Source organism: Mesorhizobium sp. CNPSo 4670, from assembly GCF_057784235.1.
On record NZ_JBWJFQ010000014.1, the window covers coordinates 94,828 to 114,860 of the forward strand.

22 protein-coding genes are annotated in these 20,033 nt (G+C 63.4%); 13 read left to right on the forward strand and 9 right to left on the reverse strand.

The genetic code is table 11. The features are described from left to right. Positions 1-10 precede the first annotated feature (10 nt). Positions 11-1,153, reverse strand: coding sequence for a flavin-containing monooxygenase (locus AC0ZT5_RS22345; protein WP_488498199.1), 1,143 nt, complete (start codon positions 1,151-1,153; stop codon positions 11-13). A gap of 75 nt (positions 1,154-1,228) precedes the next feature. After that, positions 1,229-1,708, reverse strand: a complete 480-nt coding sequence (locus tag AC0ZT5_RS22350; RefSeq protein WP_488498200.1) for an Lrp/AsnC family transcriptional regulator — start codon at positions 1,706-1,708, stop codon at positions 1,229-1,231. Positions 1,709-1,811: 103 nt separating this feature from the next. Here AC0ZT5_RS22350 and AC0ZT5_RS22355 point away from each other — a divergent pair, with 103 nt between their 5' ends. The 10 genes from AC0ZT5_RS22355 to AC0ZT5_RS22400 all read left to right on the forward strand — a co-directional run bounded on the left by AC0ZT5_RS22355 (position 1,812) and on the right by AC0ZT5_RS22400 (position 12,836). Next, positions 1,812-3,020: a diaminopropionate ammonia-lyase gene (locus AC0ZT5_RS22355; protein WP_488498201.1), complete on the forward strand. Its 1,209-nt coding sequence runs from the start codon at positions 1,812-1,814 to the stop codon at positions 3,018-3,020. Continuing rightward, positions 3,017-4,243 (forward strand): allantoate amidohydrolase, encoded by a 1,227-nt coding sequence (locus AC0ZT5_RS22360; protein WP_488498202.1) that lies wholly within the window; start codon positions 3,017-3,019, stop codon positions 4,241-4,243. The genes AC0ZT5_RS22355 and AC0ZT5_RS22360 overlap by 4 nt, the downstream gene beginning before the upstream one ends. 18 nt (positions 4,244-4,261) lie before the next feature. Continuing rightward, positions 4,262-5,434 (forward strand): M20 aminoacylase family protein, encoded by a 1,173-nt coding sequence (locus AC0ZT5_RS22365; protein ID WP_488498203.1) that lies wholly within the window; start codon positions 4,262-4,264, stop codon positions 5,432-5,434. Between the two features lie 107 nt (positions 5,435-5,541). Then, complete coding sequence (locus tag AC0ZT5_RS22370; protein ID WP_488498204.1) at positions 5,542-6,339, forward strand: agmatinase family protein; 798 nt, start codon at positions 5,542-5,544, stop codon at positions 6,337-6,339. Between the two features lie 273 nt (positions 6,340-6,612). Continuing rightward, complete coding sequence (locus AC0ZT5_RS22375) at positions 6,613-6,786, forward strand: hypothetical protein (protein WP_477397155.1); 174 nt, start codon at positions 6,613-6,615, stop codon at positions 6,784-6,786. Between the two features lie 85 nt (positions 6,787-6,871). Continuing rightward, on the forward strand, positions 6,872-8,965 hold the full coding sequence (locus AC0ZT5_RS22380) for an ATP-dependent helicase (RefSeq protein ID WP_488498205.1): 2,094 nt from the start codon (positions 6,872-6,874) through the stop codon (positions 8,963-8,965). Between the two features lie 15 nt (positions 8,966-8,980). Next, a complete protein-coding gene (dapB, locus tag AC0ZT5_RS22385; protein ID WP_488498206.1) occupies positions 8,981-9,790 on the forward strand; it encodes a 4-hydroxy-tetrahydrodipicolinate reductase in 810 nt (269 codons plus the stop codon). A 283-nt stretch (positions 9,791-10,073) separates the two neighbouring features. Beyond that, positions 10,074-11,030 carry an ABC transporter substrate-binding protein gene (locus AC0ZT5_RS22390; RefSeq protein ID WP_425492188.1) on the forward strand — a complete coding sequence of 319 codons (957 nt, stop codon included), beginning with the start codon at positions 10,074-10,076 and terminating at the stop codon, positions 11,028-11,030. Between the two features lie 106 nt (positions 11,031-11,136). After that, positions 11,137-11,946, forward strand: coding sequence for an ABC transporter ATP-binding protein (locus AC0ZT5_RS22395; protein ID WP_184872219.1), 810 nt, complete (start codon positions 11,137-11,139; stop codon positions 11,944-11,946). 11 nt (positions 11,947-11,957) lie between these two features. Next, the gene (locus tag AC0ZT5_RS22400) at positions 11,958-12,836 is read left to right on the forward strand and encodes an ABC transporter permease (protein WP_488498207.1); all 879 of its coding nucleotides are present in this window, start codon (positions 11,958-11,960) and stop codon (positions 12,834-12,836) included. Positions 12,837-12,849: 13 nt separating this feature from the next. Here AC0ZT5_RS22400 and AC0ZT5_RS22405 read toward each other — a convergent pair whose 3' ends face one another. Together AC0ZT5_RS22405 and AC0ZT5_RS22410 are read right to left on the reverse strand one after the other, a co-directional pair. After that, entirely contained in the window at positions 12,850-14,208 is a 1,359-nt protein-coding gene (locus AC0ZT5_RS22405; RefSeq protein ID WP_477287170.1) for a sensor histidine kinase, read from the reverse strand. Beyond that, entirely contained in the window at positions 14,198-14,866 is a 669-nt protein-coding gene (locus AC0ZT5_RS22410) for a response regulator (RefSeq protein ID WP_184871099.1), read from the reverse strand. Before AC0ZT5_RS22410 ends, AC0ZT5_RS22405 begins: the two co-directional genes overlap by 11 nt. Positions 14,867-15,403: 537 nt before the next feature. Between AC0ZT5_RS22410 and AC0ZT5_RS22415 the strand changes: the two genes are divergently transcribed. From AC0ZT5_RS22415 to AC0ZT5_RS22425, 3 genes are all read left to right on the forward strand, one after another. After that, positions 15,404-15,637: a DUF680 domain-containing protein gene (locus AC0ZT5_RS22415; protein ID WP_488498208.1), complete on the forward strand. Its 234-nt coding sequence runs from the start codon at positions 15,404-15,406 to the stop codon at positions 15,635-15,637. Positions 15,638-15,691: 54 nt separating this feature from the next. Further along, positions 15,692-15,919, forward strand: coding sequence for a DUF680 domain-containing protein (locus tag AC0ZT5_RS22420; RefSeq protein ID WP_488498209.1), 228 nt, complete (start codon positions 15,692-15,694; stop codon positions 15,917-15,919). A 325-nt stretch (positions 15,920-16,244) separates the two neighbouring features. After that, positions 16,245-16,484 (forward strand): DUF680 domain-containing protein, encoded by a 240-nt coding sequence (locus AC0ZT5_RS22425; protein ID WP_488498210.1) that lies wholly within the window; start codon positions 16,245-16,247, stop codon positions 16,482-16,484. A 49-nt stretch (positions 16,485-16,533) separates the two neighbouring features. Here AC0ZT5_RS22425 and AC0ZT5_RS22430 read toward each other — a convergent pair whose 3' ends face one another. The 5 genes from AC0ZT5_RS22430 to purM form a co-directional block, all read right to left on the reverse strand. Continuing rightward, positions 16,534-17,043: a SixA phosphatase family protein gene (locus tag AC0ZT5_RS22430; RefSeq protein ID WP_488498211.1), complete on the reverse strand. Its 510-nt coding sequence runs from the start codon at positions 17,041-17,043 to the stop codon at positions 16,534-16,536. A 353-nt stretch (positions 17,044-17,396) separates the two neighbouring features. Beyond that, entirely contained in the window at positions 17,397-17,690 is a 294-nt protein-coding gene (locus tag AC0ZT5_RS22435) for a type II toxin-antitoxin system RelE/ParE family toxin (protein ID WP_488498212.1), read from the reverse strand. Positions 17,691-17,694: 4 nt separating this feature from the next. Beyond that, positions 17,695-17,970 (reverse strand): type II toxin-antitoxin system ParD family antitoxin, encoded by a 276-nt coding sequence (locus AC0ZT5_RS22440; protein WP_488498213.1) that lies wholly within the window; start codon positions 17,968-17,970, stop codon positions 17,695-17,697. Between the two features lie 53 nt (positions 17,971-18,023). Continuing rightward, positions 18,024-18,737: a phosphoribosylglycinamide formyltransferase gene (gene purN / locus AC0ZT5_RS22445; RefSeq protein WP_477287153.1), complete on the reverse strand. Its 714-nt coding sequence runs from the start codon at positions 18,735-18,737 to the stop codon at positions 18,024-18,026. Then, on the reverse strand, positions 18,734-19,798 hold the full coding sequence (gene purM / locus AC0ZT5_RS22450) for a phosphoribosylformylglycinamidine cyclo-ligase (protein WP_488498214.1): 1,065 nt from the start codon (positions 19,796-19,798) through the stop codon (positions 18,734-18,736). Before purM ends, purN begins: the two co-directional genes overlap by 4 nt. Between the last annotated feature and the right edge of the window lie 235 nt (positions 19,799-20,033).

Below are 20,033 nucleotides of genomic sequence, written 5' to 3' on the forward strand. Positions count from 1 at the left end.
CCGCGCCAAGTCATACCGGCAGGATTTCGGCCGCCTTCCTTCGGTCTCGTCGTAGCCGGATGTCGTCGGCGATCTGCCCTGCCTCGATCGAGATTTCGCGCAGCAGTCCGGTGACCGTATTGTGAAAGCCGATGAGATAGAGGCCGAGCTCCGAAGCGCGTGCGTTGACGCCGCTGCGGCCCGGCTGGATGCCAGGCTGCAGCAACCTGGCGTAGCCCGGCCGGAAGCCGGTGGCGAAGATGATCGCATCGAACTCGCCATGCTCGCCGTCGGCAAAATGGGCGCCTTGCTCGGTGATTTCGGCAATGTCGGTTGCGACCTTGATCGCGCCTTCGCGGATCTTGCCGACCGTGCCGACATCGATCACTGGAATGCGCGACGCCACGGCGATCTGCTGCAACATCCCTTGGCTCGGTCGCTTGAGCCCGTATTTCTCCAGCCTGCCCAGTGCCAGATCGAGGATGACAGGGAACAAGGCATCATTGATGCGTTGCGGCATCAGGCGAGCCGCCATGCCGACCATCTGGATGGGTACACCAAGCAACTCGCGTGGCACGATATGAACGCCGCCGCGCACCGAAATCGTCGGCCACGCACCGCCTTCCACCAGATCGAGCGCGATCTCGGCGCCGGTGTTGCCCATGCCGACGATCAGCACCGATTGGCCGGCAAAGGGCGCGGCGTTGCGATAGTCGGCGCTATGCAGCCTTTCACCCCTGAAGGCTTCGGCGCCGGCAAATCCGGGCATCAGCGGCTCGGCGTTGTAGCCCGACGCGATCACCACGTGGGAGGCATGCAGGGCGCCGGATGTCGCTTCGACATGCCAGCCTCTGCCTTGCCGGGTGATCATCCGCACTGTCTGTCCAAAGCGGGGCCGCAGGTCGAAGCGTTGCGCGTAGGCATCGAGATAGTCGGCGAAGAGATCGCGCGGCACATAGCGCGGATAATCCTTGGGAAAGGGCACGAAAGGCAGCGAGGAATAGCGTTTGGTTGTGTGCAGGTGGACGCGCTCATAGTGGCGTCGCCACGCGGGTGCGGCCTGCTCCTCTTTTTCGAGAAGAATGAAGTCGACCCCGGCCTGCCGCAGGCATGCGGCAACGGCCAGACCCCCTGGCCCGGCACCGATGATTGCAACTGGGGTGGTGTCGTCCAAGCGCGCCTCCGCCAATAAATTCGCGTTCGGAGAATGTCAAAAGCATGGCAGCCGGGTCTGGCTGCCAGCAAATTCTCAACGGGGCAAGGGCACCGTCAGCCCGACCTTGACGCGGTCCATGGCGACGAAGGTGCGGAACTTCCGCACATTGTTGCTGTCGAAGAACAGTTTTCGCGTCAGCGCCTCGTAGGCGCCCATGTCGGCCACGGTGATGATCAGGATGAAATCGGCCTCGCCGGTGACGTAGTAGCATTGCTGCACTTCCGGCGCGGCCGAGAACTGCCGCTTGGCCGCGTCTATGAGTTCGGTGCGTTCGCTCTCGAGTTCCACCTCGACGAAGATGGTGATGGGCTGGCCAACCGCCGCCGGCTCGACCAGCGCAACATTGCCGGCAATGACGCCGGTCTGTTCCATGCGCTTGATGCGGCGTTGCACCGCCGGCGCCGAAAGGTTGACGGCTTCGCCGATCAGCCGCTGCGGCGTCGTGTTGTCGCGCTGCAGGATCGCAAGGATGGCGAGATCGAAACTGTCGAGTGGAGGTGGCAATGCAGGCAATGGCGATCCTGACGAAACAAACTTGCATTTCGAGGGTCGTATTACAGCGCTCTTTGCGCCGGTCCTGCAATATGTTCTCGCTGAACTGCCAAGGAGGCCGCCAGTGTTCCTGCCCAACCGCAATGTCTTGCACCGCCAGCCGCTCGACCCGGCCGATGCCGAAACACTTGGGGTCGCCGGGGCCGACACGGTCGAGCGTTTCCTTGCCCATCGCGACAATCACCTGATGACACCGCTGCATGCGCTGCCGGTGCTGTCGACTGAACTCGGCCTCGGTGCCTTGCATATCAAGGATGAAGGCTTTCGCCTCGGCCTTGGCAGCTTCAAGGCGCTGGGCGGCGCCTATGCTGTCTTCCGCCTGGTGCTGGAAGAGGCAGGTCGGTCGCTTGGTCGACCCGTCGATGTGGCCGATCTTAGTCAGCCGGATGTTCGGGCGGTTGCCGCGACGATGACGGTTGCCTGCGCCACCGATGGCAATCACGGCCGGTCGGTCGCGCAAGGTGCGCAACTCGTCGGGGCGCGTGCGGCGATCTTCGTCCACGCCGGTGTCAGCGAAGAGCGTATCGCCGCCATCGCGCGCTATGACGCAGAGATGATCCGCGTCGACGGCAATTATGACGACTCGGTCAGCCAAGCTGCCCAAGTTTCGGCCGAAAAGGGCTGGACCGTTGTCTCCGACACCTCGTGGCCGGGTTATGAGCGCATTCCCGGCCTCGTCATGCAGGGCTATACGGCGATCGTGCGCGAAGCCTTGCGCCAACTCCGGGAGCCCCCGACCCATGTCTTTGTGCAGGCGGGTGTCGGCGGCATCGCCGCCTCGGTCGCCGGCCATCTTGCCATCGGGCTCGGCGACGCCAGGCCGACCTTCATCGTGGTCGAGCCCGCGCGTGCCGCGTGCGTTGTCGCCGCCGCCCAGGCAGGGCGCCCTGTCAAGGTCGCGCATAGCCAACCAACCGTGATGGCGATGCTGGAATGCTACGAGGCCTCTCCGGTCGCCTGGCGTGTGTTGGCGCGCGCCGCCGACGCCTTCATGACGGTGGATGAGGACGAGGCCATCGCGGTGATGCGGCGGTTGGCGCGGCCAAGTGCCGGCGATCCGGTGATCGTCGCCGGCGAAAGCGGCGGCGTCGGCCTCGCAGGGCTGATCCGGGCAGTGGCTGACCACCAGGCCGACCTTGGGCTCGACGGCAAATCCCGGGTGCTGGTGATCAACACCGAAGGGGCCACCGACCCGCATCGCTATGCCGAACTGGTCGGCATGGGCCCGGCCGATGTGCTGGCCGGCAAGATGCTTGCGGAAGCAACGCCGTGATCGCGGTCTACGCGCAGCGCCTGCTTGGCCGTATCCGTGAACTCGGTGTCGTCGGCCGTGACAGCGAGGGCAGGCTGATCCGATTGGCTGCCTCCGACACGGACAGGCTGGGCCGCGACCTCTTCGTTGGCTGGCTGCGGCAGGCCGGGCTCGATGTCGCCATAGACCGGGTCGGCAACATTTTCGGCATCTGGCAAAGCCCTGACAATGCCGGGCAGGCGCCACTGCTCATCGGCTCGCATATCGACACGGTCATCGATGCCGGCATCTATGACGGCTGCTACGGTGTGCTTGCCGGGCTGGAGGTGATCGAGACCCTCAAGGCATCGGGCTTTTCGCCGTCGCGCCCGATCGCGGTCGCCGCCTTCACCAACGAGGAGGGCGTGCGCTATACCCCGGATATGATGGGCTCGCTGGTGCATGCCGGCGGCATCGGCTTCGAGACGGTGCTGGCGGCTGTCGGCACCGACGGCAGCGTGCTCGGGCAGGAGCTTGCCCGCATCGGCTATGCCGGTGACGAGGTGCCCGGCTTCCTCAAGCCGCACGCCTATCTGGAACTGCATATCGAGCAGGGGCCAGTGCTGGAGCGCGAAGGCGTGCCGATCGGCGCAGTGGAGAATCTGCAAGGCATCTCCTGGCAACGCATCACCATCGACGGCGTCGCCAACCATGCCGGCACCACGCCGATGTCGATGCGCAGCGACGCCGGCCACGCCGCCGCGCGGGTCATCACCTTCCTGTACGAAAGGGCCAAGGCCTCGAACACGCCGACGGTCGCCACCGTCGGCACGATGCGCTTCGAGCCGAATGCCATCAACGTCATTCCCTCCCAGGCCGTCTTCACCGTCGATCTGCGCGACCCCGATGAGCAGCGCCTACAGGCGGAGGAGGCCGCACTTGCTGCCTGTCTCGAACAGCTTGCCGACACCGAAGGCGTGACGATCTCGGTCGAGCGGCTGGCCCGCTTCGAGCCGGTGATCTTCGACATTCGCATTGTCGAACTGATCGAGGCTGCCGCGAAGAACCGCGGCCTCGGCGTCAAACGCATGACATCAGGCGCCGGCCACGATGCACAGATGATGGCGCGCATCGCGCCCACAGCGATGATTTTCGTGCCGAGCGCCGGCGGCATCAGCCACAATCCGCGCGAGCACACTGAGGATGCCGAGCTTGTTGCCGGCGCCAACATCCTGCTTGATGTGGTCACAGAACTTGCGAAGTAGGTCAGGGGGACAGAAGAAATGTCCGAATTCGATCGTGACGCGCTGAGGCAGGAGATGATTGTCTGGCGGCGCGATTTGCACGCGCATCCCGAGTTCGGCTTCGAGGAAAGGCGCACCGCGGCCTTCGTTGCCGCCAAGCTGCGTGAATTTGGCCTCGACGATGTCACCGAGGGTGTCGGCGGCACCGGCGTCGTCGGCACGCTGAAGCGCGGCAGCGGCAACCGGGCGATTGCGCTCAGGGCCGACATGGATGCGCTGCGCATCACCGAGCAGTCCGCTGCGCCCTACCGTTCCGGCAATCCCGGCATCATGCATGCCTGCGGCCATGACGGCCACACCACCATGTTGCTCGGTGCGGCAAAGCTGCTGGCCGAAGAGGGTGGTTTCGACGGTACCGTGCGTTTCGTCTTCCAGCCGGCCGAGGAATGGGGCAAAGGCGCGCTGGCCATGCTCGATGACGGCCTGATGCAGCGCTTTCCCTTCGACGAGATTTTTGGCCTGCACAACATGCCCGGCCTGCCCATCGGACATTTCGAGACCCGCGCCGGCCCGATCATGTCGGCCGAGGACAATTTCGAGATCGTGCTGAAAGGGCTCGGCGGCCATGCCGCGCGGCCGCATTCGGGGAACGAAACGCTGGTCGCCGCCTGCGCGCTGGTCACCAACCTGCAGACCATCGTCTCGCGCCGGCTGAGCCCGGCCGACATATCGGTGGTTTCGGTGACCGAACTGATCACCGACGGCACCCGCAACGCACTGCCCGGTCTTGCTCGCATTCTCGGCGATGCGCGCAGCTTCCGCCCCGAGGTCAGCGCCGAGATCGAGCGGCAGATGCGTATCATCGCCGAGGGCACCGCCGCCGCCTACAATGTCACCGCCGAGGTCAATTACAGCCGCGAATTCGTGCCGCTACGCAACGATGCCGAACTGGTCGATGCGGCATTTGCTGCCGCAAGAAGTGTCTTCGAGCCCGGCAACATTTCCGTCGCCCGCGAGCCGATGACCGCCTCCGAGGATTTCGCCCGCTTCCTCGACCATGTGCCGGGCTGTTTCGTCTTCCTCGGCAATGGCAAGGCGTCGGCGCCGCTGCACAATTCGAGCTACGACTTCAGCGATGACGGGCTGCTGTTCGGCACGAATTTCCATGTCGCCATGGTCAGGCAAAGACTGGGCGGCGAAGCCGGGAGTTGATTGCGGCTTGATTGCCAGGGCGCGCCCGCCGCTGGCCCAACACCATCCCTATCGCCAGCCAGGTCCCGCGTTTACTGAAATTCCCTGTTGACAGAGATCGGACGCTGATGACCAGGATTTCACTTCTGGGAATTCCCCACGACGACAATTCGTCCTGCTTCAAGGGGCCGGCGCAAGCACCTGCCCATATCCGTCCTGAATTGTTCTCCGACGCCTACAGCATGTGGAGCGAAACCGGTTTCGATCTGACCGACAGGCTTCTCGATCATGGCGACATCCGCTTCGACGCAGGCGTCGATCCATGGGACCTGATCGAAAGCGAGGTCGGGCGGGTGATGGAGCCGGGCGATCCGCTGATCTGCCTCGGCGGCGACCATGCCATCTCCTGGCCGATACTGCGCGCGGTGCGTCGCCGACACCCCAGCCTGACCATTCTGCACATCGATGCGCATCCCGATATGTACGATGCCTATCAGGGCAATCCGCGCTCCCACACCTCGCCCTTTGCCCGCATCATGGAAGAGCGGCTTGCCGACCGCCTCATCCAGGTCGGCCTGCGGACCGTCAACGACCATCATCGCGACCAGTTCAAGCGGTTCGGTGTCGAGGTGATCGAGGCGGGGCGGTTTGGCGACGATCTGGAGCTCGATCTCAAGACGCCGGTCTACATCTCGATGGACCTCGACGGGCTCGACCCGGCCTTTGCGCCAGGCGTCTCGCACCGCGAACCCGGCGGTCTGACTAGTCGTCAGGTCATCAACCTGATTCAATCGGTCAACCAGCCGATAGTGGCGGCTGATATCGTTGAACTAAACCCGCTTCGCGACATCGCCAACCTGACCGCCATCGTGGCGGCGAAACTCCTCAAGCAAATTGCCGGGATGATGGTCAAGACGCGCGTGTGATGCTGCGACGTGCAGGTTGTGCGGGTGGTACGCATTTGACGAAAACAATCATCCGGTGACGCCGGGGAAAGACTCAGCTAGCTTGTTGTTCGCGGCGGACCTGATTTATCCGCTTGGCCGGCGCTCCCTTCTTCCTCCCAAGCGGCGCCGGCCTTCTTCTCCAAGAAGCTCTATTCGCCGCGCCTCGATCGTCTACTATGCGGTCAAGACGGTCGGCAGGGGAACCAAATGCCGTTTCCCCGGTTGGTCCTGCTCCAATGGAGTGTTGCAACCATGTTCCGTCTGCTTGTCACCGGCGCTTTGGCCTATGTCACCTACCGTATCGCCAGGAAGATGGTGGAGGACGTGCCCGATACGGTCGACCCGCTGCTGCTGCCGCCATCGCAACATGATCGTGAGGCTTTACGCCGCCAGTCGGCTGCGATGGGGATCGATCCCCAACGCTAGGCAGGCTGTCACGCTTCGGCTGCAGGGCAGGCTGACATTCTCGCATCGGCGTTGCGAACAAAGCAGAAACGATGCTTGATGGGCGATGAACCTCGCCACCTCTGATTCGATTTTTCGGGAACCGACCGTCCAGCCTGCCTATCTCGCCCGGCTGAACGACGCCCAGCGGCAGGCTGTCGAGCATGGCGACGGCCAGATTGCCGGGCCACTACTGGTCATTGCCGGTGCCGGCTCTGGCAAGACCAACACGCTGGCGCATCGCGTCGCCCATCTGATCGTCAAGGGGGCCGACCCGCGCCGCATCCTGCTGATGACCTTTTCGCGCCGCGCCGCGTCCGAAATGGCCAGGCGCGTCGAGCGCATCGCCGGCGAGGTGCTCGGCCGCGACGCCGCGGTGATCACCGACGCTCTGACCTGGGCCGGCACCTTTCACGGCATCGGCGCCCGGCTGCTGCGCGACTATGCGCTGGAGATTGGCCTCGATCCGGCCTTTACCATCCACGACCGCGAGGATTCAGCCGACCTGATGAACCTGATCCGGCATGAGCTGGGGTTCTCGAAGACGGAAGCGCGCTTTCCGACCAAGGGCACCTGCCTTGCCATCTATTCGCGTGCCGTCAACGCGCAGGCGCCGCTGGGCGAAGTGCTGGGGTCCGCCTTTCCCTGGTGCGCCGGTTGGGCGGAGCAGCTGAAGCAATTGTTCGCCGGATATGTCGAGGCCAAGCAGGCGCAGAACGTGCTCGATTACGACGACCTGCTGCTCTACTGGGCGCAGATGGCGGCTGAGCCTGAAATAGCCGCGCATCTGGGTGGGCGTTTCGACCATGTGCTGGTCGACGAATACCAGGATACCAACCGGCTGCAGGCTTCTATCCTGATGGCGCTTAAACCCGACGGCGCCGGGCTGACGGTGGTCGGCGACGATGCGCAGTCGATCTATTCGTTCCGTGCCGCCGAGGTGCGCAACATCCTCGATTTTCCCCAGCAGTTCGCGCAGGCCGCCGACGTGGTGATGCTGGAGCGCAATTACCGCTCGACCGAGACCATCCTGGCCGCCGCCAATGCGGTGATCGGCGAGGCCTCGGAGCGCTTCACCAAGAACCTGTGGTCGGAGCGCAAATCAACAGACAAGCCAAGGCTGGTGAGCGTGCGCGACGAGGTCGAGCAGGCCAATTTCGTCTGCGATACCATTCTGGCCGAGCGAGAAGCTGGCACGGCGCTGAAATCGCAGGCGGTGCTGTTTCGCGCCTCCCACCATAGCGGCCCGCTGGAGATCGAGTTGACCCGGCGCAACATTCCCTTCGTCAAGTTCGGCGGCCTGAAATTCCTTGATGCCGCTCACGTCAAGGACGTGCTGGCGGTGCTGCGCTTTGCCGAAAACCCGCGCGACCGCGTTGCCGGCTTCCGGGTGCTGCAACTGATGCCGGGCATCGGTCCTTCGGCCGCCGCGCAGATCGTCGAGACCATGACCACCGCTCTGGATGAGGCCATGGGCCTCGCCGGCTGGCGCCCGCCGCAGCGCGCGGCCGATGATTGGCCGGGCTTCGTCGCGCTCTATTCCGGCCTGCGGGCCGGCGCCAAATGGCCGGCCGATCTCGAACAGGTCAGGCTCTGGTACGAGCCGCATCTGGAGCGCATCCACGAGGATGCGATCACGCGCCGGGCCGACCTTTTGCAGCTCGAACAGATCGGCTCGGGCTATGCCTCGCGCGAACGCTTCCTCACGGAGCTGACGCTCGACCCGCCGGACGCCACCAGCGACCAGGCCGGACCGCCGCACCGTGACGAGGACTATCTGATCCTGTCGACCATCCATTCGGCCAAGGGCCAGGAATGGAAGAATGTCTTCGTGCTCAACACGGTCGACGGCTGCATCCCGGCCGATCTCGGCGTCGGCACCAAGGAGGATATCGAGGAGGAGCGCCGGCTGCTCTACGTGGCGATGACCAGGGCCAAGGACAATCTCAGCTTGGTCATGCCGCAGCGCTTCTTTCCGCACGGCCAGGCGGCGCGCGGCGACCGCCATCTCTATGCCTCGCGCACCCGTTTCATCCCGGCCTCGATCCTTGCAGACTTCCAGCAGGTCTCGTGGCCGAGCGCGCAAGCGGCACAGGGCAGGGCGCCCCGGCCGGAGGTGCGCGTCGACATTGGGGCGCGCATGCGCGGCATGTGGAAATAGCCGCGAGATAGCGCCATGCCCCAACCACCGGTCAGGATCGCCATCGCGGGTGCACTGGGTCGCATGGGCCGCCAGATGGCGAACGCCGTCCAGGCCGATGCGCGGCTGGCGCTCGCCGCCCGCTTTCACCGACCGGGCGTTGTCGGCGAGGGGCTGGTGAGCCGCGACGAGGCGCTTGCCATGGCCGATGTGGTGATCGATTTCACCACGCCGGCGGCCTCGGCTGATCTGGCCAGGTTTTGCGCCGAACGCGGCGGGCCAGCCCTGGTCATTGGCTCGACAGGCTTCGATGCCGCCGAGTTGGCGACCATCACCGATGCCGCGAAAACCATCGCCATCGTCCGCTCCGGCAGCTTTTCGCTTGGGCTGAACATGCTGGTCGGACTGGTCGAGCAGGCGGCGCGAGCGCTTGATCCCAACGACTGGGATGTCGAGATTGTCGAGGCGCATCATCGCCACAAGATCGATGCGCCGTCCGGGACGGCGCTGATGCTGGGACAGGCCGCCGCCAGCGGACGCGGCATCGAACTGGACACGGTCGCAAGGCGCGTTCGCGATGGCGTCACCGGCCCGCGGCCGCCCAGTGAAATCGGCTTTGCTGTGATGCGCGGCGGCAGCATCGTCGGCGAGCACAGCGTCAGCTTCTGCGCCGAGGGCGAGACCGTGACCCTCTCGCATTCGGCCGGCGACCGCATCATGTTCGCCCGTGGCGCCATCGCCGCCGCACTCTGGGTGGCGGGGCGCCCGCCCGGCGAATATGACATGCGCGACGTGCTGGGATTGAGCGATCGAGCGAGGCGAACTGTCCGCGACGGGATCTCGTGATTAGCCAAACGAACTGGTTCTGATCCCCGTTTTGGCAACTGGCTCTATCCAGATCATGATCGGGTCAGCATCGGCTTACCGATCCGTAAGGTTTGCGGTGACTTTCGGCACGGCCTTGAAAGGTGAATGAAAGGTTGGTGCCGTAAGTGTTGGGCGCGCGCCCCGTATTTGTCGCGGAAAGCGATGGGAGAGAGAGGGCGCGGGAAACGAACAAAGGGAAGAGGCCATGTCGCTCGCGCGAATACTGCTTGATTCAGCCGCCACAACCGCACTCGTCGCCACCATGGCCTTGTCCGCGCCGTCCGCGCGCGCCGACGAAAAGGTTTCCATCATGGTCGGCGGTTATGAGAAACAGATCTATCTGCCCGCCAAGCTGACCGAGGCGCTCGGTTACTTCAAGGACGAGGGTCTCGATGTCGAGTTGCTGAATGAGCCGGCCGGCGTCGATGCCGAAAACGAGATGCTCGCCGGTGCCGTGCAAGGGGTTGTCGGCTTCTACGATCATTGCATCGATCTGCAGGCAAAGGGCAAATTCGTCGAATCCATCGTCCAGTTCAGCCAGGCGCCGGGCGAGGTCGAGCTTGTTTCGGCGAAACACCCCGAGATCAAATCGCCTGCCGACTTCAAGGGAATGAGCTTGGGCGTGACCGGTCTTGGCTCATCGACGAATTTTCTTACGGAGTATCTCGCCGTCAAGAACGGTTTGAAGCTGGGTGACTTCACCTCGGTTCCGGTCGGCGCCGGCACCACCTTTATCGCTGCTATGCAGCAGGACAAGATCCAGGCAGGCATGACGACCGAGCCGACGATCACGCGACTGCTGAAGACCGGCGAAGCATCCGTCCTCATCGACATGCGCACGATGGAAGGCACCAAGGCTGCTCTCGGCGGCACCTACCCGGCCGCCTCCCTCTATATGCAGACCGATTGGGTCGAAGCGCATAAGGACACCGTGCAGAAGCTGGCCAATGCCTTCGTCAAGACGCAGAAATTCATCAACACCCATACGGGCGCCGAAATCGCCGACAAGATGCCGAAGGACTATTATGTCGGCGACAAGGAGGGCTATGTGAAGGCCCTCGATGCAGGCAAGGCAATGTTCACCCCCGACGGGATCATGCCCGAAGGTGGCCCGGAGACGGTGCTGACGGTTCTTTCAGCCTTCAAGAAGGAACTGCAGGGCAAGCAGATCGACCTCTCCAAGACCTACACCTCGGAATTCGTCAAGAACGCCAAGTAGCAGATAGTGCCGGCGCGATGAACGACATCGCGCCGGTACCATCAGTTTTGACGTCCGGCGGCCTTGGGCCGACGGCGGGCGTTTGCTCGTACCCAGGAGTTCCACCATGGCCATTGAAAAAAATGCACCAGCGATCGAGCTGATCAACGTCAGCCGGCGTTTCCTTTCACCCACCGGCAAATCGCTGACAGCGTTACGCGATTTCACCATGACCGTTGAACGCGGCGAATTTGTCGCCGTTGTCGGCCCGACCGGTTGCGGAAAATCCACCACCCTCAACCTTGTCACGGGGTTGGCAAGCCCAAGTGCCGGCGAGGTTCGCGTCATGGGCGCGCCGGTCACGGGAATAGACCCGCGCATTGGTTTTGTTTTCCAAAGTGACGCCTTGTTTCCTTGGCGAACGGTGATCGAAAACGTGATGGCTGGTCCACTCTTTCGCGGTAGAGCGAAGCCGGACGCTGCGGCCGCAGCGCGCGACTGGCTGGCGCGTGTCGGCTTGTCGCGTTTCGAACAGCACTATCCGCATCAGCTTTCCGGCGGCATGCGCAAACGTGTGGCGTTGGCCCAGACTTTCATAAACGGACCCGAGATTCTTCTCATGGACGAGCCGTTTTCGGCGCTCGACGTGCAGACACGCGTGCTGATGCACGAGGAACTGCTGCGCCTGTGGTCTGAGGCGAAGGCTTCGGTGGTCTTCGTCACGCATGATCTCGAAGAGGCGATTGCGCTCGCCGACAAGGTCTATGTCCTGACCGCCGGACCGGCCACGGTCAAGTCGGTCTACACCATCGATCTGCCGCGCCCGCGCGTGGTCGCCGATATCCGCTACGAGCAGAGCTTCATCAATTACTCGCGCACGATCTGGGCGGACCTCAAGGAAGAGGTCGAAACCAGCTATGCGCGCGCCGCAGCCTGAGGAGGAAAGCCATGACCGATGCCGCCATTGACATCAACGCAGGAGCTTTCAGGCCCGGCACTTCGGATGCGGAAATCGAGGCAGCCGCCGCGAAGGCGGCACTGCACCGCCGCCGCACCGTGATATTCTGGCGGGTCGCCATTCTGATCGCCTTTCTCGGCCTGTGGGAAATCGCGGCGCGCAAAGCCTGGATCGATCCGTTCTTCTATGCAATGCCGAGCGCGATCGCGCAGCGGCTGTACGAATGGACGACGGAAGGAACGTCGGAGGGGCCTCTGTGGTACCACCTCTATGTCACAATGGAGGAATCGGTCATCGGCTTTGTGACCGGCTCGGTTGCCGGGATCATCATCGGCGTCGCGCTCGGCCGTAACCGGATGGCCGCCGATATCTTCTCCATCTACATCAAGGTGATCAACTCCATTCCGCGCGTGGTCCTGGCGCCGATCTTCATCATGATCCTCGGCCTCGGCCTCGCTTCGAAAGTGGCACTTGCCTTCGTGATGGTTTTCTTCGTCGTGTTCCACAATGCCTTCCAGGGCGTCCGGGAAGCCGACAGGGCGATGATCGCCAATGCGCGTATCCTGGGTGCATCCAACTGGCAGTTGACCCGCTCGGTGATCGTCCCTTCGGCGATGAGTTGGATTTTCGCTAGCCTGCATGTCAGCTTCGGCTTTGCCATCATCGGCGCTATCGTTGGCGAGTTCGTTGGCTCGCGTTACGGCATCGGCCTGCTGATCAACATCGCCAAGGGATCCTTCGACGCCGCCGGCATGTATGCCGCGATCGTCATCGTCATGGTGGTGGCGCTCGGTGCCGAATATCTGATGACCATGGTCGAGAATCGCCTGGCGAAATGGCGTCCTCAGCCACTGCATGAGACGCAGTGAGCGGCGACATAACCTAGCTGCTCGCCAGTGGCAGCCTGACCTCAACCACCAGGCCGCCGGTCGCGCCATCCCCGAGGGTGACGCGGCCGCTGGCATTTTCGACGACCTCGCGCACGATCGCGAGGCCAAGCCCGCTGCCTTCCTCGGTCGATCCGGCAACGCGGTAGAAGCGCTCGAAAACATGGTCTCGCTCGTCCACTGGGATGCCGGGCCCGTCGTCGGTGACCGTCAGCACGGCTTCGTCGTCGACGGCCGCCAGCTTAACCGTGACGCTGCCGCCGGCCGGCGAGTAGCGCAGCGCGTTGTCGACAAGGTTGACGATCATCTCGCGCAACATGGTGCCGTCGCCGATGACCGGCACGGGTCCAGCCTCCTCGAGGCCGAGATCGATGTGGCGACCGATTGCCGTCGGCGCCTGCGTTTCCAGCACGTGGCGGGCGGCTTCGGTCAGGTCGACGCGGTCGGCGCGTGGCCGCCGGCTGCCCGGCTCGGCACGCGACAGGGTCAGAAGCTGTTCGGCCAGCCGCGCCAGTCTGCCGGAGCTAGCCTGCAGCGCCACCAGCGCTTCCTGGCGTGCCTCGGCGGCGCTTTCGCGAAGCGCGTAGCTCGCCTGCGTCGACAGCAACGCCAACGGCGTGCGCAGCTGGTGCGCCGCATTGGCGATGAAGCGGCGCTGCGCCGCCATCTGCGCCCGCACCCGCTCCATATAGGCGTTCAGCGCATCGATCAGCGGGCGGATCTCGCTTTGCGCGCCTGGTACTTCCACGGGATCGAGATCGCTGCGGCTTGGCGACCGCACGGCGTCGCGCAGCCTGATCAGCGGTGCCAGGCCGCGACGCAGGCCGAGCAGCACGAAGATGCCGGCAATAGCCACCAGCGCCAGTTGCTGGGCGAAAGCGTTGAACCACAAATGCCGCACCATCGCATCGTGCCCGGCAAGCGTGACGCCAACGGTGACGGATATCGGCGAGTCGTCTCCGGCGCCGACCACGGTGTGGCTGAAAGTAAGCAGCCGCAGCCGGTGATCGCGATAGGTTTCTTCGACGCTGGGTTGCTTCGGCGCCTCCGGCAGGTCGGGATAGCCGGTCAGCAGCCGCCCCCTGGCAGTCTTGACATGGTAGTAGACACTGTCTCGATCGCCGGTATCGAACATCTCGATCGCCGCCGGTGGAATCGAGGTATCGAGCACGCCGTCGGCCATGGCGACCTGTTCAGCGATGGTTCGTGCCGAAGCCAGCAGCATCCGGTCGGTGACCAGATCGGCGGTGGCCAGGGCGTTGCCATGGCTGGTCCACAGATTGATGGTGGCGAGCCCGGCGAGCGGCAGCACCACCCAGGCCAGCAACTGCAGGCGGAGGCTGCTACTCCTCATGACGCAAGAGATAGCCGAGGCCACGCAAGGTGGCGATCTGGACGCGCGACCCTTCAAGCTTCTTGCGCACACGGTGCACATAGATTTCGATGGCACTGGGATCGGCATCGGTCTCGAAATCGTAGATCGCCGCCGACAGTGCCGCCTTGCTCACCGTGCGTCCGGCCTTGACCATCAGTTGTTCGAGCACCGCATGCTCGCGCGGTGTCAGCGCCAGCGTTTCGCCGGCCAGCGAAAACAGCCGCGTGTTGGTGTCGAAAACGAGATCGCCGCAGGCAACCACAGGCGCGGTGCGGTCGTTGGCGCGGCGCAGTTGCGCGCGGATGCGCGCCTCCAGTTCCTCGATCTGGAACGGCTTGGCCAGATAGTCGTCGGCGCCTTCATTGAGGCCCTTGACCCGGCCGTCGAGACTGGCGTTGGCGGTCAGCACGATCACCGGCACCCGGTTGCCGCGCGCTCGCAGCATGCGCAGCACTTCCAGGCCGCCCATGCGCGGCAATGCCAGGTCGAGGATGACAAGTGCGTGGCCGCCGGCGGCCAGCGCGTGCTCGACATCCTCGCCGTCATGGACGACGTCGACGACATAGTTCGCCTGGCGCAGGGTCTTGCCCAGCCAGTCGGCCAGTTCGAGATTGTCTTCGACAAGCAGCAGTCGCATTTCTATCGCTGTCTCACTATGCGCCGCCCTCAGTCTTTCACCGCCTCGGGCCTGATCAGCCGCGGCGTCCGACATTGCCGATTGAAATGAGCGACAGTATCGATTTTAACGCAAGGTAAATGCGGTCTTGCGGCCGATGACAACGGGTTTTTTGCAGGCTGGGCCGCGTGCTAGCCACCGGATCTCTTGTACCTACGGCGCATATCCGGCTTGTGGCCGCAAGTGCCGACTGTCGATCGAACCAGTCGGTTCAATTTATGTTGACGGACCGTGATGAGATGGTGAACGCCGGCTCGGCGGGCGACCATACGGTTCGCCAACTACGACTGATAACCATCTGATATTGATAAAGAAAATCTTGACCACTTCAACTCCCGGCCCCGTTTCAAGGTCTGGATTCGGAGCGCGGAGGAACATCTTCGTGATTGGAAGTCGGCGAACGGAAAACCCATTTCGGTGTGGTCCGAGCGACGCGAAATTCCTCCCAAGGGCACGCCACTAGACGGACTGAACTGAGAACTACTGGAAGTTAAGAAAATGACTAAGATCGCTCTTACCGCCGCCGCCATGCTCGTTGCCACGGGCACCGCTTTTGCCAGCAGCGACCACTATGGTTCCGACAATGTCAACCAGCCGGCCGTGACCGCCCCCGTTGGTAGAATCGACCACAGCTTCACGGCTTCGATCCGTAGACCGGTCGAGCATCAGGGCTTCAGGCTGACCCCCGATTCGAACCAGCCGGAATCCGGCCAGGGCATCTGGGGCCGGTAAGCGGGGCGTTTGTCCCAAACAAGAACCACCAATCCTCGATCAGGAGTATTTGAAATGACCAAGATAGCGCTCACCGCCGCCGCCATCCTCGTTGCCACGGGCACCGCCTTCGCCAGCAGCGACAATTATGGCTCCAGCAACGTCAACCAGCCGGTTGCCAGCCATTCGGTTTCCAACATCGACACCATGCGCACCGGCTCGATCCTGAAGTCTGAAAAGGCACAGGCTGACGCCAATGCCAACGTACCGCCTCAGTCTGGCCAGGGCATTTGGGGCCGCTGATCCACGACGCAGACCTTGACTACAAAGAGCGGTGGGCTCGGCCCGCCGCTCTTGTTTTTTGCGCACAGGGATAGCCGTCAGCTAGTGCATGTCGCCCAAAAGTGGCCCGGTTTTGGGGCAGCGACATGCATAAAAACAAAGACTTAAGCGCGCCGCCTGAATCCGTTTCAACGCGACGCGCTTTAGGCCCGCGCTGGGCCAACCGATCTTCGCAGTCGGTAAAAAGTTCAGTCTCAAGGAATAAAACCGCACTGCCTGGGGTCTTGTCCTTAGCGGAACCGTCCTCCCAAGACGCCGCCCAACCCAAGAACCAGGAGACTTGAAAATGAACAGGATTGCCCTCGTCGCCACCGCCATCCTCGTTGCCACAGGCAGCGCTTTCGCCGCCAGCGATCACTATGGCTCCAACGATGCCAACCAGACGGTTGCCCCGGTCGCCGGCGTCGATCATGCCATCACAGGCGCGGTCAACAACGCGGATATGGCCGGGTACAAGGCTGCCGATACCAAGATGAAGACCACCACGGACTGGCCGGAATCCGGCCAGGGCATCTGGGGCAACTGATGTCTCGAGCAGGGTGGACGGCAGGTTGCCTGTCACACCTGTCTTGCACCTAGCCTAAATCCCTCGGCCGCAGATTATGCGTCAGCCGGGCCGAGGACAGGCCGGACCAATCTCCCTCGAAGACGAAGCGCGCAAGGGATGCAGTCGGGAACTTTTCCTCGAGCCTCTTGCGCGCCTTGGCCTCCGACCCCGGCGCGGCAAGCTGGTTCGCCAGATATTCCAGGCCCGGATTGTGGCCAACCACCAGCAAGCTGTCGCTTGAAGGGTCGGTCTGACGTATCTGGCCCAAAATATCCGCTGCCGACGCAGCATAGAGCGCATCGGCGAATGTGACCCGCGTGTGCGCAGGCAACTCCGCCGCAACCAGCCGCCACGTGTCGCGGGTTCGCAGCGCCGTCGACACCAGTGCCAGGTCCGGCAGCCAGTCGCGCGCCGCAAGTTCGCGCCCCATCAGCATGGCGGCCTTCAACCCGCGCCCGGCGAGCGGCCGATCGAAATCAACGAGCTTGGGGTCTTCCCAGCTCGATTTGGCGTGGCGCAGGAGAAGCAGTTGTCGCATCGGCATCGTTCAGGACCAGGGAATCTCGGCATTAAAATCCTTGCCATCTCGGCTACCATGCTTTGTGCCTCTCGCGACATCAAAAGCCGCCGCCAGCCTGCCGAAGACGAACAGGCCTACACGCTGCTCGTCCCGATCCCATTTGACTGCCACATCGGCCTTGGTGATCGCCCAGCCCCCTGATCGAATGTGGATTGCCTCGACGACCGGCCCGACTGTTCGCCGCTCATTTCGTACAGGTAAAAATACGCCGTGGCATTTTGTGGCCCGTCAGTCTCCTCATACTCGAAGACACCGGCCAGATCGCCTTTTGTTCGGGCCGCGCTATCGAAAACATTCATGGCTCTCGGACCCTAGAACAACGTTGAGACATCACGTGCGCCATGCACGATACGTACGATTTCGATCCGTCCTTCGGCGAGACGATAAAGAACTAGATAGTCGCCGATGGTCAGCGCTCGCGTATCGGCGCCGACGTCGGGTCTTCGCGGTCCGGATTCGGGGAAGGCGGCAAGCTGCAGGATGCGCTCGGCGATGGCATTCAGAAAATGATCGGCGGCACGCGGGCTGTGCTCGCCGATGGCGAGCCAGATATCGATAAGATCATTTTCCGCCGCCGGGCTGCGAATGATCTGCACGCCTGCCATCGGCCTATTTCTTGATGGCGTCGACAAACCGGCTTCGGGCTTTGGACTTGATGTCCTCGATGTCGAAAGCAGCGAACGGGCCGCTCTCCAGTCCCTCTGTCCAAGCCTTGCGCAATCGCTCCACCTCGGCCTCGCGAAGCGGCTGGCGTAAACGCCACTCGCGTAGCGCCTCACGTATCACTTCGCTTGCAGACCCATAGCGACCGCTGTTGACGGCGTCCTTGACCAACTCCAGGAGCTCCGGGGAAAGCGCCACGCTGACTTTTTCGACTGTCGCCATTGAACTGTCTCCTTGGTCAGAAGGTAGCAATATTTGCTACCACCCTCAAGAATTCAAGGCGTGATGCGCGCCAATTGCTCGAGGTCGGCTTCCTCGCGCAGTGGGTCGGGCGCCATCACCACCGAGGTGGCATTGTCGGCATCGTCGGCAAAGTGGGCAAGCACGGTACGGCCGGCTGCCATGCGCGCCTTGCCCTCTGCGACCAGCCCAAGCGCCAGCGGATAGAGCTGGTGCTCGGCCTTTAGCACACGGGCGGCCAGTGCATCCGCATTGTCACCGACCATCACTGGCACGGCCGCCTGCGCGATGATCGGGCCGTCATCCATCTCGGACGTGACGAAATGCACCGTGCAGCCATGGATGCGCATGCCGGCGGCCAGCGCGCGCGCATGGGTGTCGAGCCCCTTGAACGCCGGCAGCAGGGCAGGGTGGATGTTGATCATGCGGCCCTGCCATTTCTGGACGAAACCGGGCGTGAGGATGCGCATGTAGCCGGCCAGCGCGACGATCTCGGCATTGAATGCTGCAAGTGCCGCATCGATCGCCGCGTCATGCGCCTGCTTGCTGCCATGGTTGGCGCGGGGAATGATCTGTGTGGCGATACCGCGCGCCTTGGCGACACCAAGGCCGGCGGCGTCGGCCTTGTCGGAAATCACGCCGACGATCTCGGCAGGAAAAGCCGGGTCGCTGGCCGCCGCGATCAGCGCGGTCATGTTGGAGCCGCGCCCCGAGATCAGGACAACGGTGCGTTTCCTCTGCGCGCTCATAGGCCGATCGAGCCCCGGTAGATGACGCCGGCATCGCGGCGCGGCACGATGCGGCCGATCGGCGTCACCGTCTCACCGGCTTCCTGCAAGACGGCGGCAACCTGCGCCGCCTGGCCGGAAGCGACCGCCAAAATCATGCCGATGCCGCAATTGAAGGTGCGCATCATCTCTTCCGGCGCAACACCGCCGGTCTTGGCCAGCCACGAGAACACCGCGGGGACGTCGATCGCCTCGAGGTCGAGCTCGGCCGAAAAATCTTTGGGCAGCACGCGCGGAATGTTTTCGGGGAAGCCGCCGCCGGTGATGTGGGCCAGCGCTTTGATGCCATGCGTGCCGCGTATGGCCTTGAGAATCGACTTGACGTAGATGCGGGTCGGCTCGAGCAGCGCCTCGGCCAACGTCGCCTCATAGTTGAACGGCGCCGGATCGCTCCAGGCGAGCCCGCTGACGGCGACGATGCGGCGCACCAGCGAAAATCCGTTCGAATGCAGGCCCGAGGAGGCGAGCCCAAGCAGCACATCGCCTTCGACGATGTCGTCGGTCGGCAAGAGTTGGCCGCGTTCGGCCGCGCCCACCGCAAAGCCGGCGAGGTCGTAGTCGTTGCCGTGATACATGCCGGGCATTTCCGCCGTCTCGCCGCCGATCAGCGCGCAGCCCGCCTGACGGCAGCCCGCGGCAATGCCGCCGACGATCGCGGCACCCTGGTCGGGATCGAGCTTGCCGGTGGCGAAATAGTCGAGGAAGAACAGAGGTTCGGCACCTTGCACGACGAGGTCGTTGACGCACATGGCGACGAGATCGATGCCGATCGTGTCGTGCTTGCCGGCATCGATGGCGATCTTGAGCTTGGTGCCGACGCCGTCATTGGCGGCGACCAGCACCGGATCGGTGAAGCCGGCCGCCTTGAGGTCGAACAGGCCACCAAAGCCGCCAATCTCGCCGTCGGCGCCCGGCCTGCGTGTGGCGCGCACCAGCGGCTTGATCTTCTCGACCATCAGATTGCCGGCATCGATATCGACGCCAGCCTCGGCATAGGTGAGCCCGTTCTTGCGCTTGCTCATTTCTGGCGCTTGCTCATCGTTGTTTCGTTCGCGGGCTCTTCGCATGAACGGCTTCGCCCCGCAAGGATGACGGTGGGATGCCGAAGTTTTGCCCCGATAAAAAACGTGGAGAGCGGGTTTTTCGGCGGCGGTAGCGCCCCCTTGTGTGAAATCCCCGCTGTCCTTGCTTTTTATCGGAGGCAAAACCCCGTACCTCCGTCTGCGCCTTCACCCCTTGCATCCTTGTGTCGGGCTG

Bases quoted from the DNA above. Each gene is read 5' to 3' on its own strand.
- purN (WP_477287153.1), bottom strand. From the start codon at position 18,737: ATGAGCGCGCAGAGGAAACGCACCGTTGTCCTGATCTCGGGGCGCGGC.
- AC0ZT5_RS22435 (WP_488498212.1), bottom strand. From the start codon at position 17,690: ATGGCAGGCGTGCAGATCATTCGCAGCCCGGCGGCGGAAAATGATCTT.
- AC0ZT5_RS22420 (WP_488498209.1), top strand. From the start codon at position 15,692: ATGACCAAGATAGCGCTCACCGCCGCCGCCATCCTCGTTGCCACGGGC.
- AC0ZT5_RS22410 (WP_184871099.1), bottom strand. From the start codon at position 14,866: ATGCGACTGCTGCTTGTCGAAGACAATCTCGAACTGGCCGACTGGCTG.
- AC0ZT5_RS22415 (WP_488498208.1), top strand. From the start codon at position 15,404: ATGACTAAGATCGCTCTTACCGCCGCCGCCATGCTCGTTGCCACGGGC.
- AC0ZT5_RS22425 (WP_488498210.1), top strand. From the start codon at position 16,245: ATGAACAGGATTGCCCTCGTCGCCACCGCCATCCTCGTTGCCACAGGC.
- AC0ZT5_RS22405 (WP_477287170.1), bottom strand. From the start codon at position 14,208: ATGAGGAGTAGCAGCCTCCGCCTGCAGTTGCTGGCCTGGGTGGTGCTG.
- AC0ZT5_RS22390 (WP_425492188.1), top strand. From the start codon at position 10,074: ATGGCCTTGTCCGCGCCGTCCGCGCGCGCCGACGAAAAGGTTTCCATC.
- AC0ZT5_RS22440 (WP_488498213.1), bottom strand. From the start codon at position 17,970: ATGGCGACAGTCGAAAAAGTCAGCGTGGCGCTTTCCCCGGAGCTCCTG.
- AC0ZT5_RS22370 (WP_488498204.1), top strand. From the start codon at position 5,542: ATGACCAGGATTTCACTTCTGGGAATTCCCCACGACGACAATTCGTCC.
- AC0ZT5_RS22400 (WP_488498207.1), top strand. From the start codon at position 11,958: ATGACCGATGCCGCCATTGACATCAACGCAGGAGCTTTCAGGCCCGGC.
- AC0ZT5_RS22365 (WP_488498203.1), top strand. From the start codon at position 4,262: ATGTCCGAATTCGATCGTGACGCGCTGAGGCAGGAGATGATTGTCTGG.
- AC0ZT5_RS22430 (WP_488498211.1), bottom strand. From the start codon at position 17,043: ATGCGACAACTGCTTCTCCTGCGCCACGCCAAATCGAGCTGGGAAGAC.
- purM (WP_488498214.1), bottom strand. From the start codon at position 19,798: ATGAGCAAGCGCAAGAACGGGCTCACCTATGCCGAGGCTGGCGTCGAT.
- AC0ZT5_RS22375 (WP_477397155.1), top strand. From the start codon at position 6,613: ATGTTCCGTCTGCTTGTCACCGGCGCTTTGGCCTATGTCACCTACCGT.
- AC0ZT5_RS22380 (WP_488498205.1), top strand. From the start codon at position 6,872: ATGAACCTCGCCACCTCTGATTCGATTTTTCGGGAACCGACCGTCCAG.
- dapB (WP_488498206.1), top strand. From the start codon at position 8,981: ATGCCCCAACCACCGGTCAGGATCGCCATCGCGGGTGCACTGGGTCGC.
- AC0ZT5_RS22395 (WP_184872219.1), top strand. From the start codon at position 11,137: ATGGCCATTGAAAAAAATGCACCAGCGATCGAGCTGATCAACGTCAGC.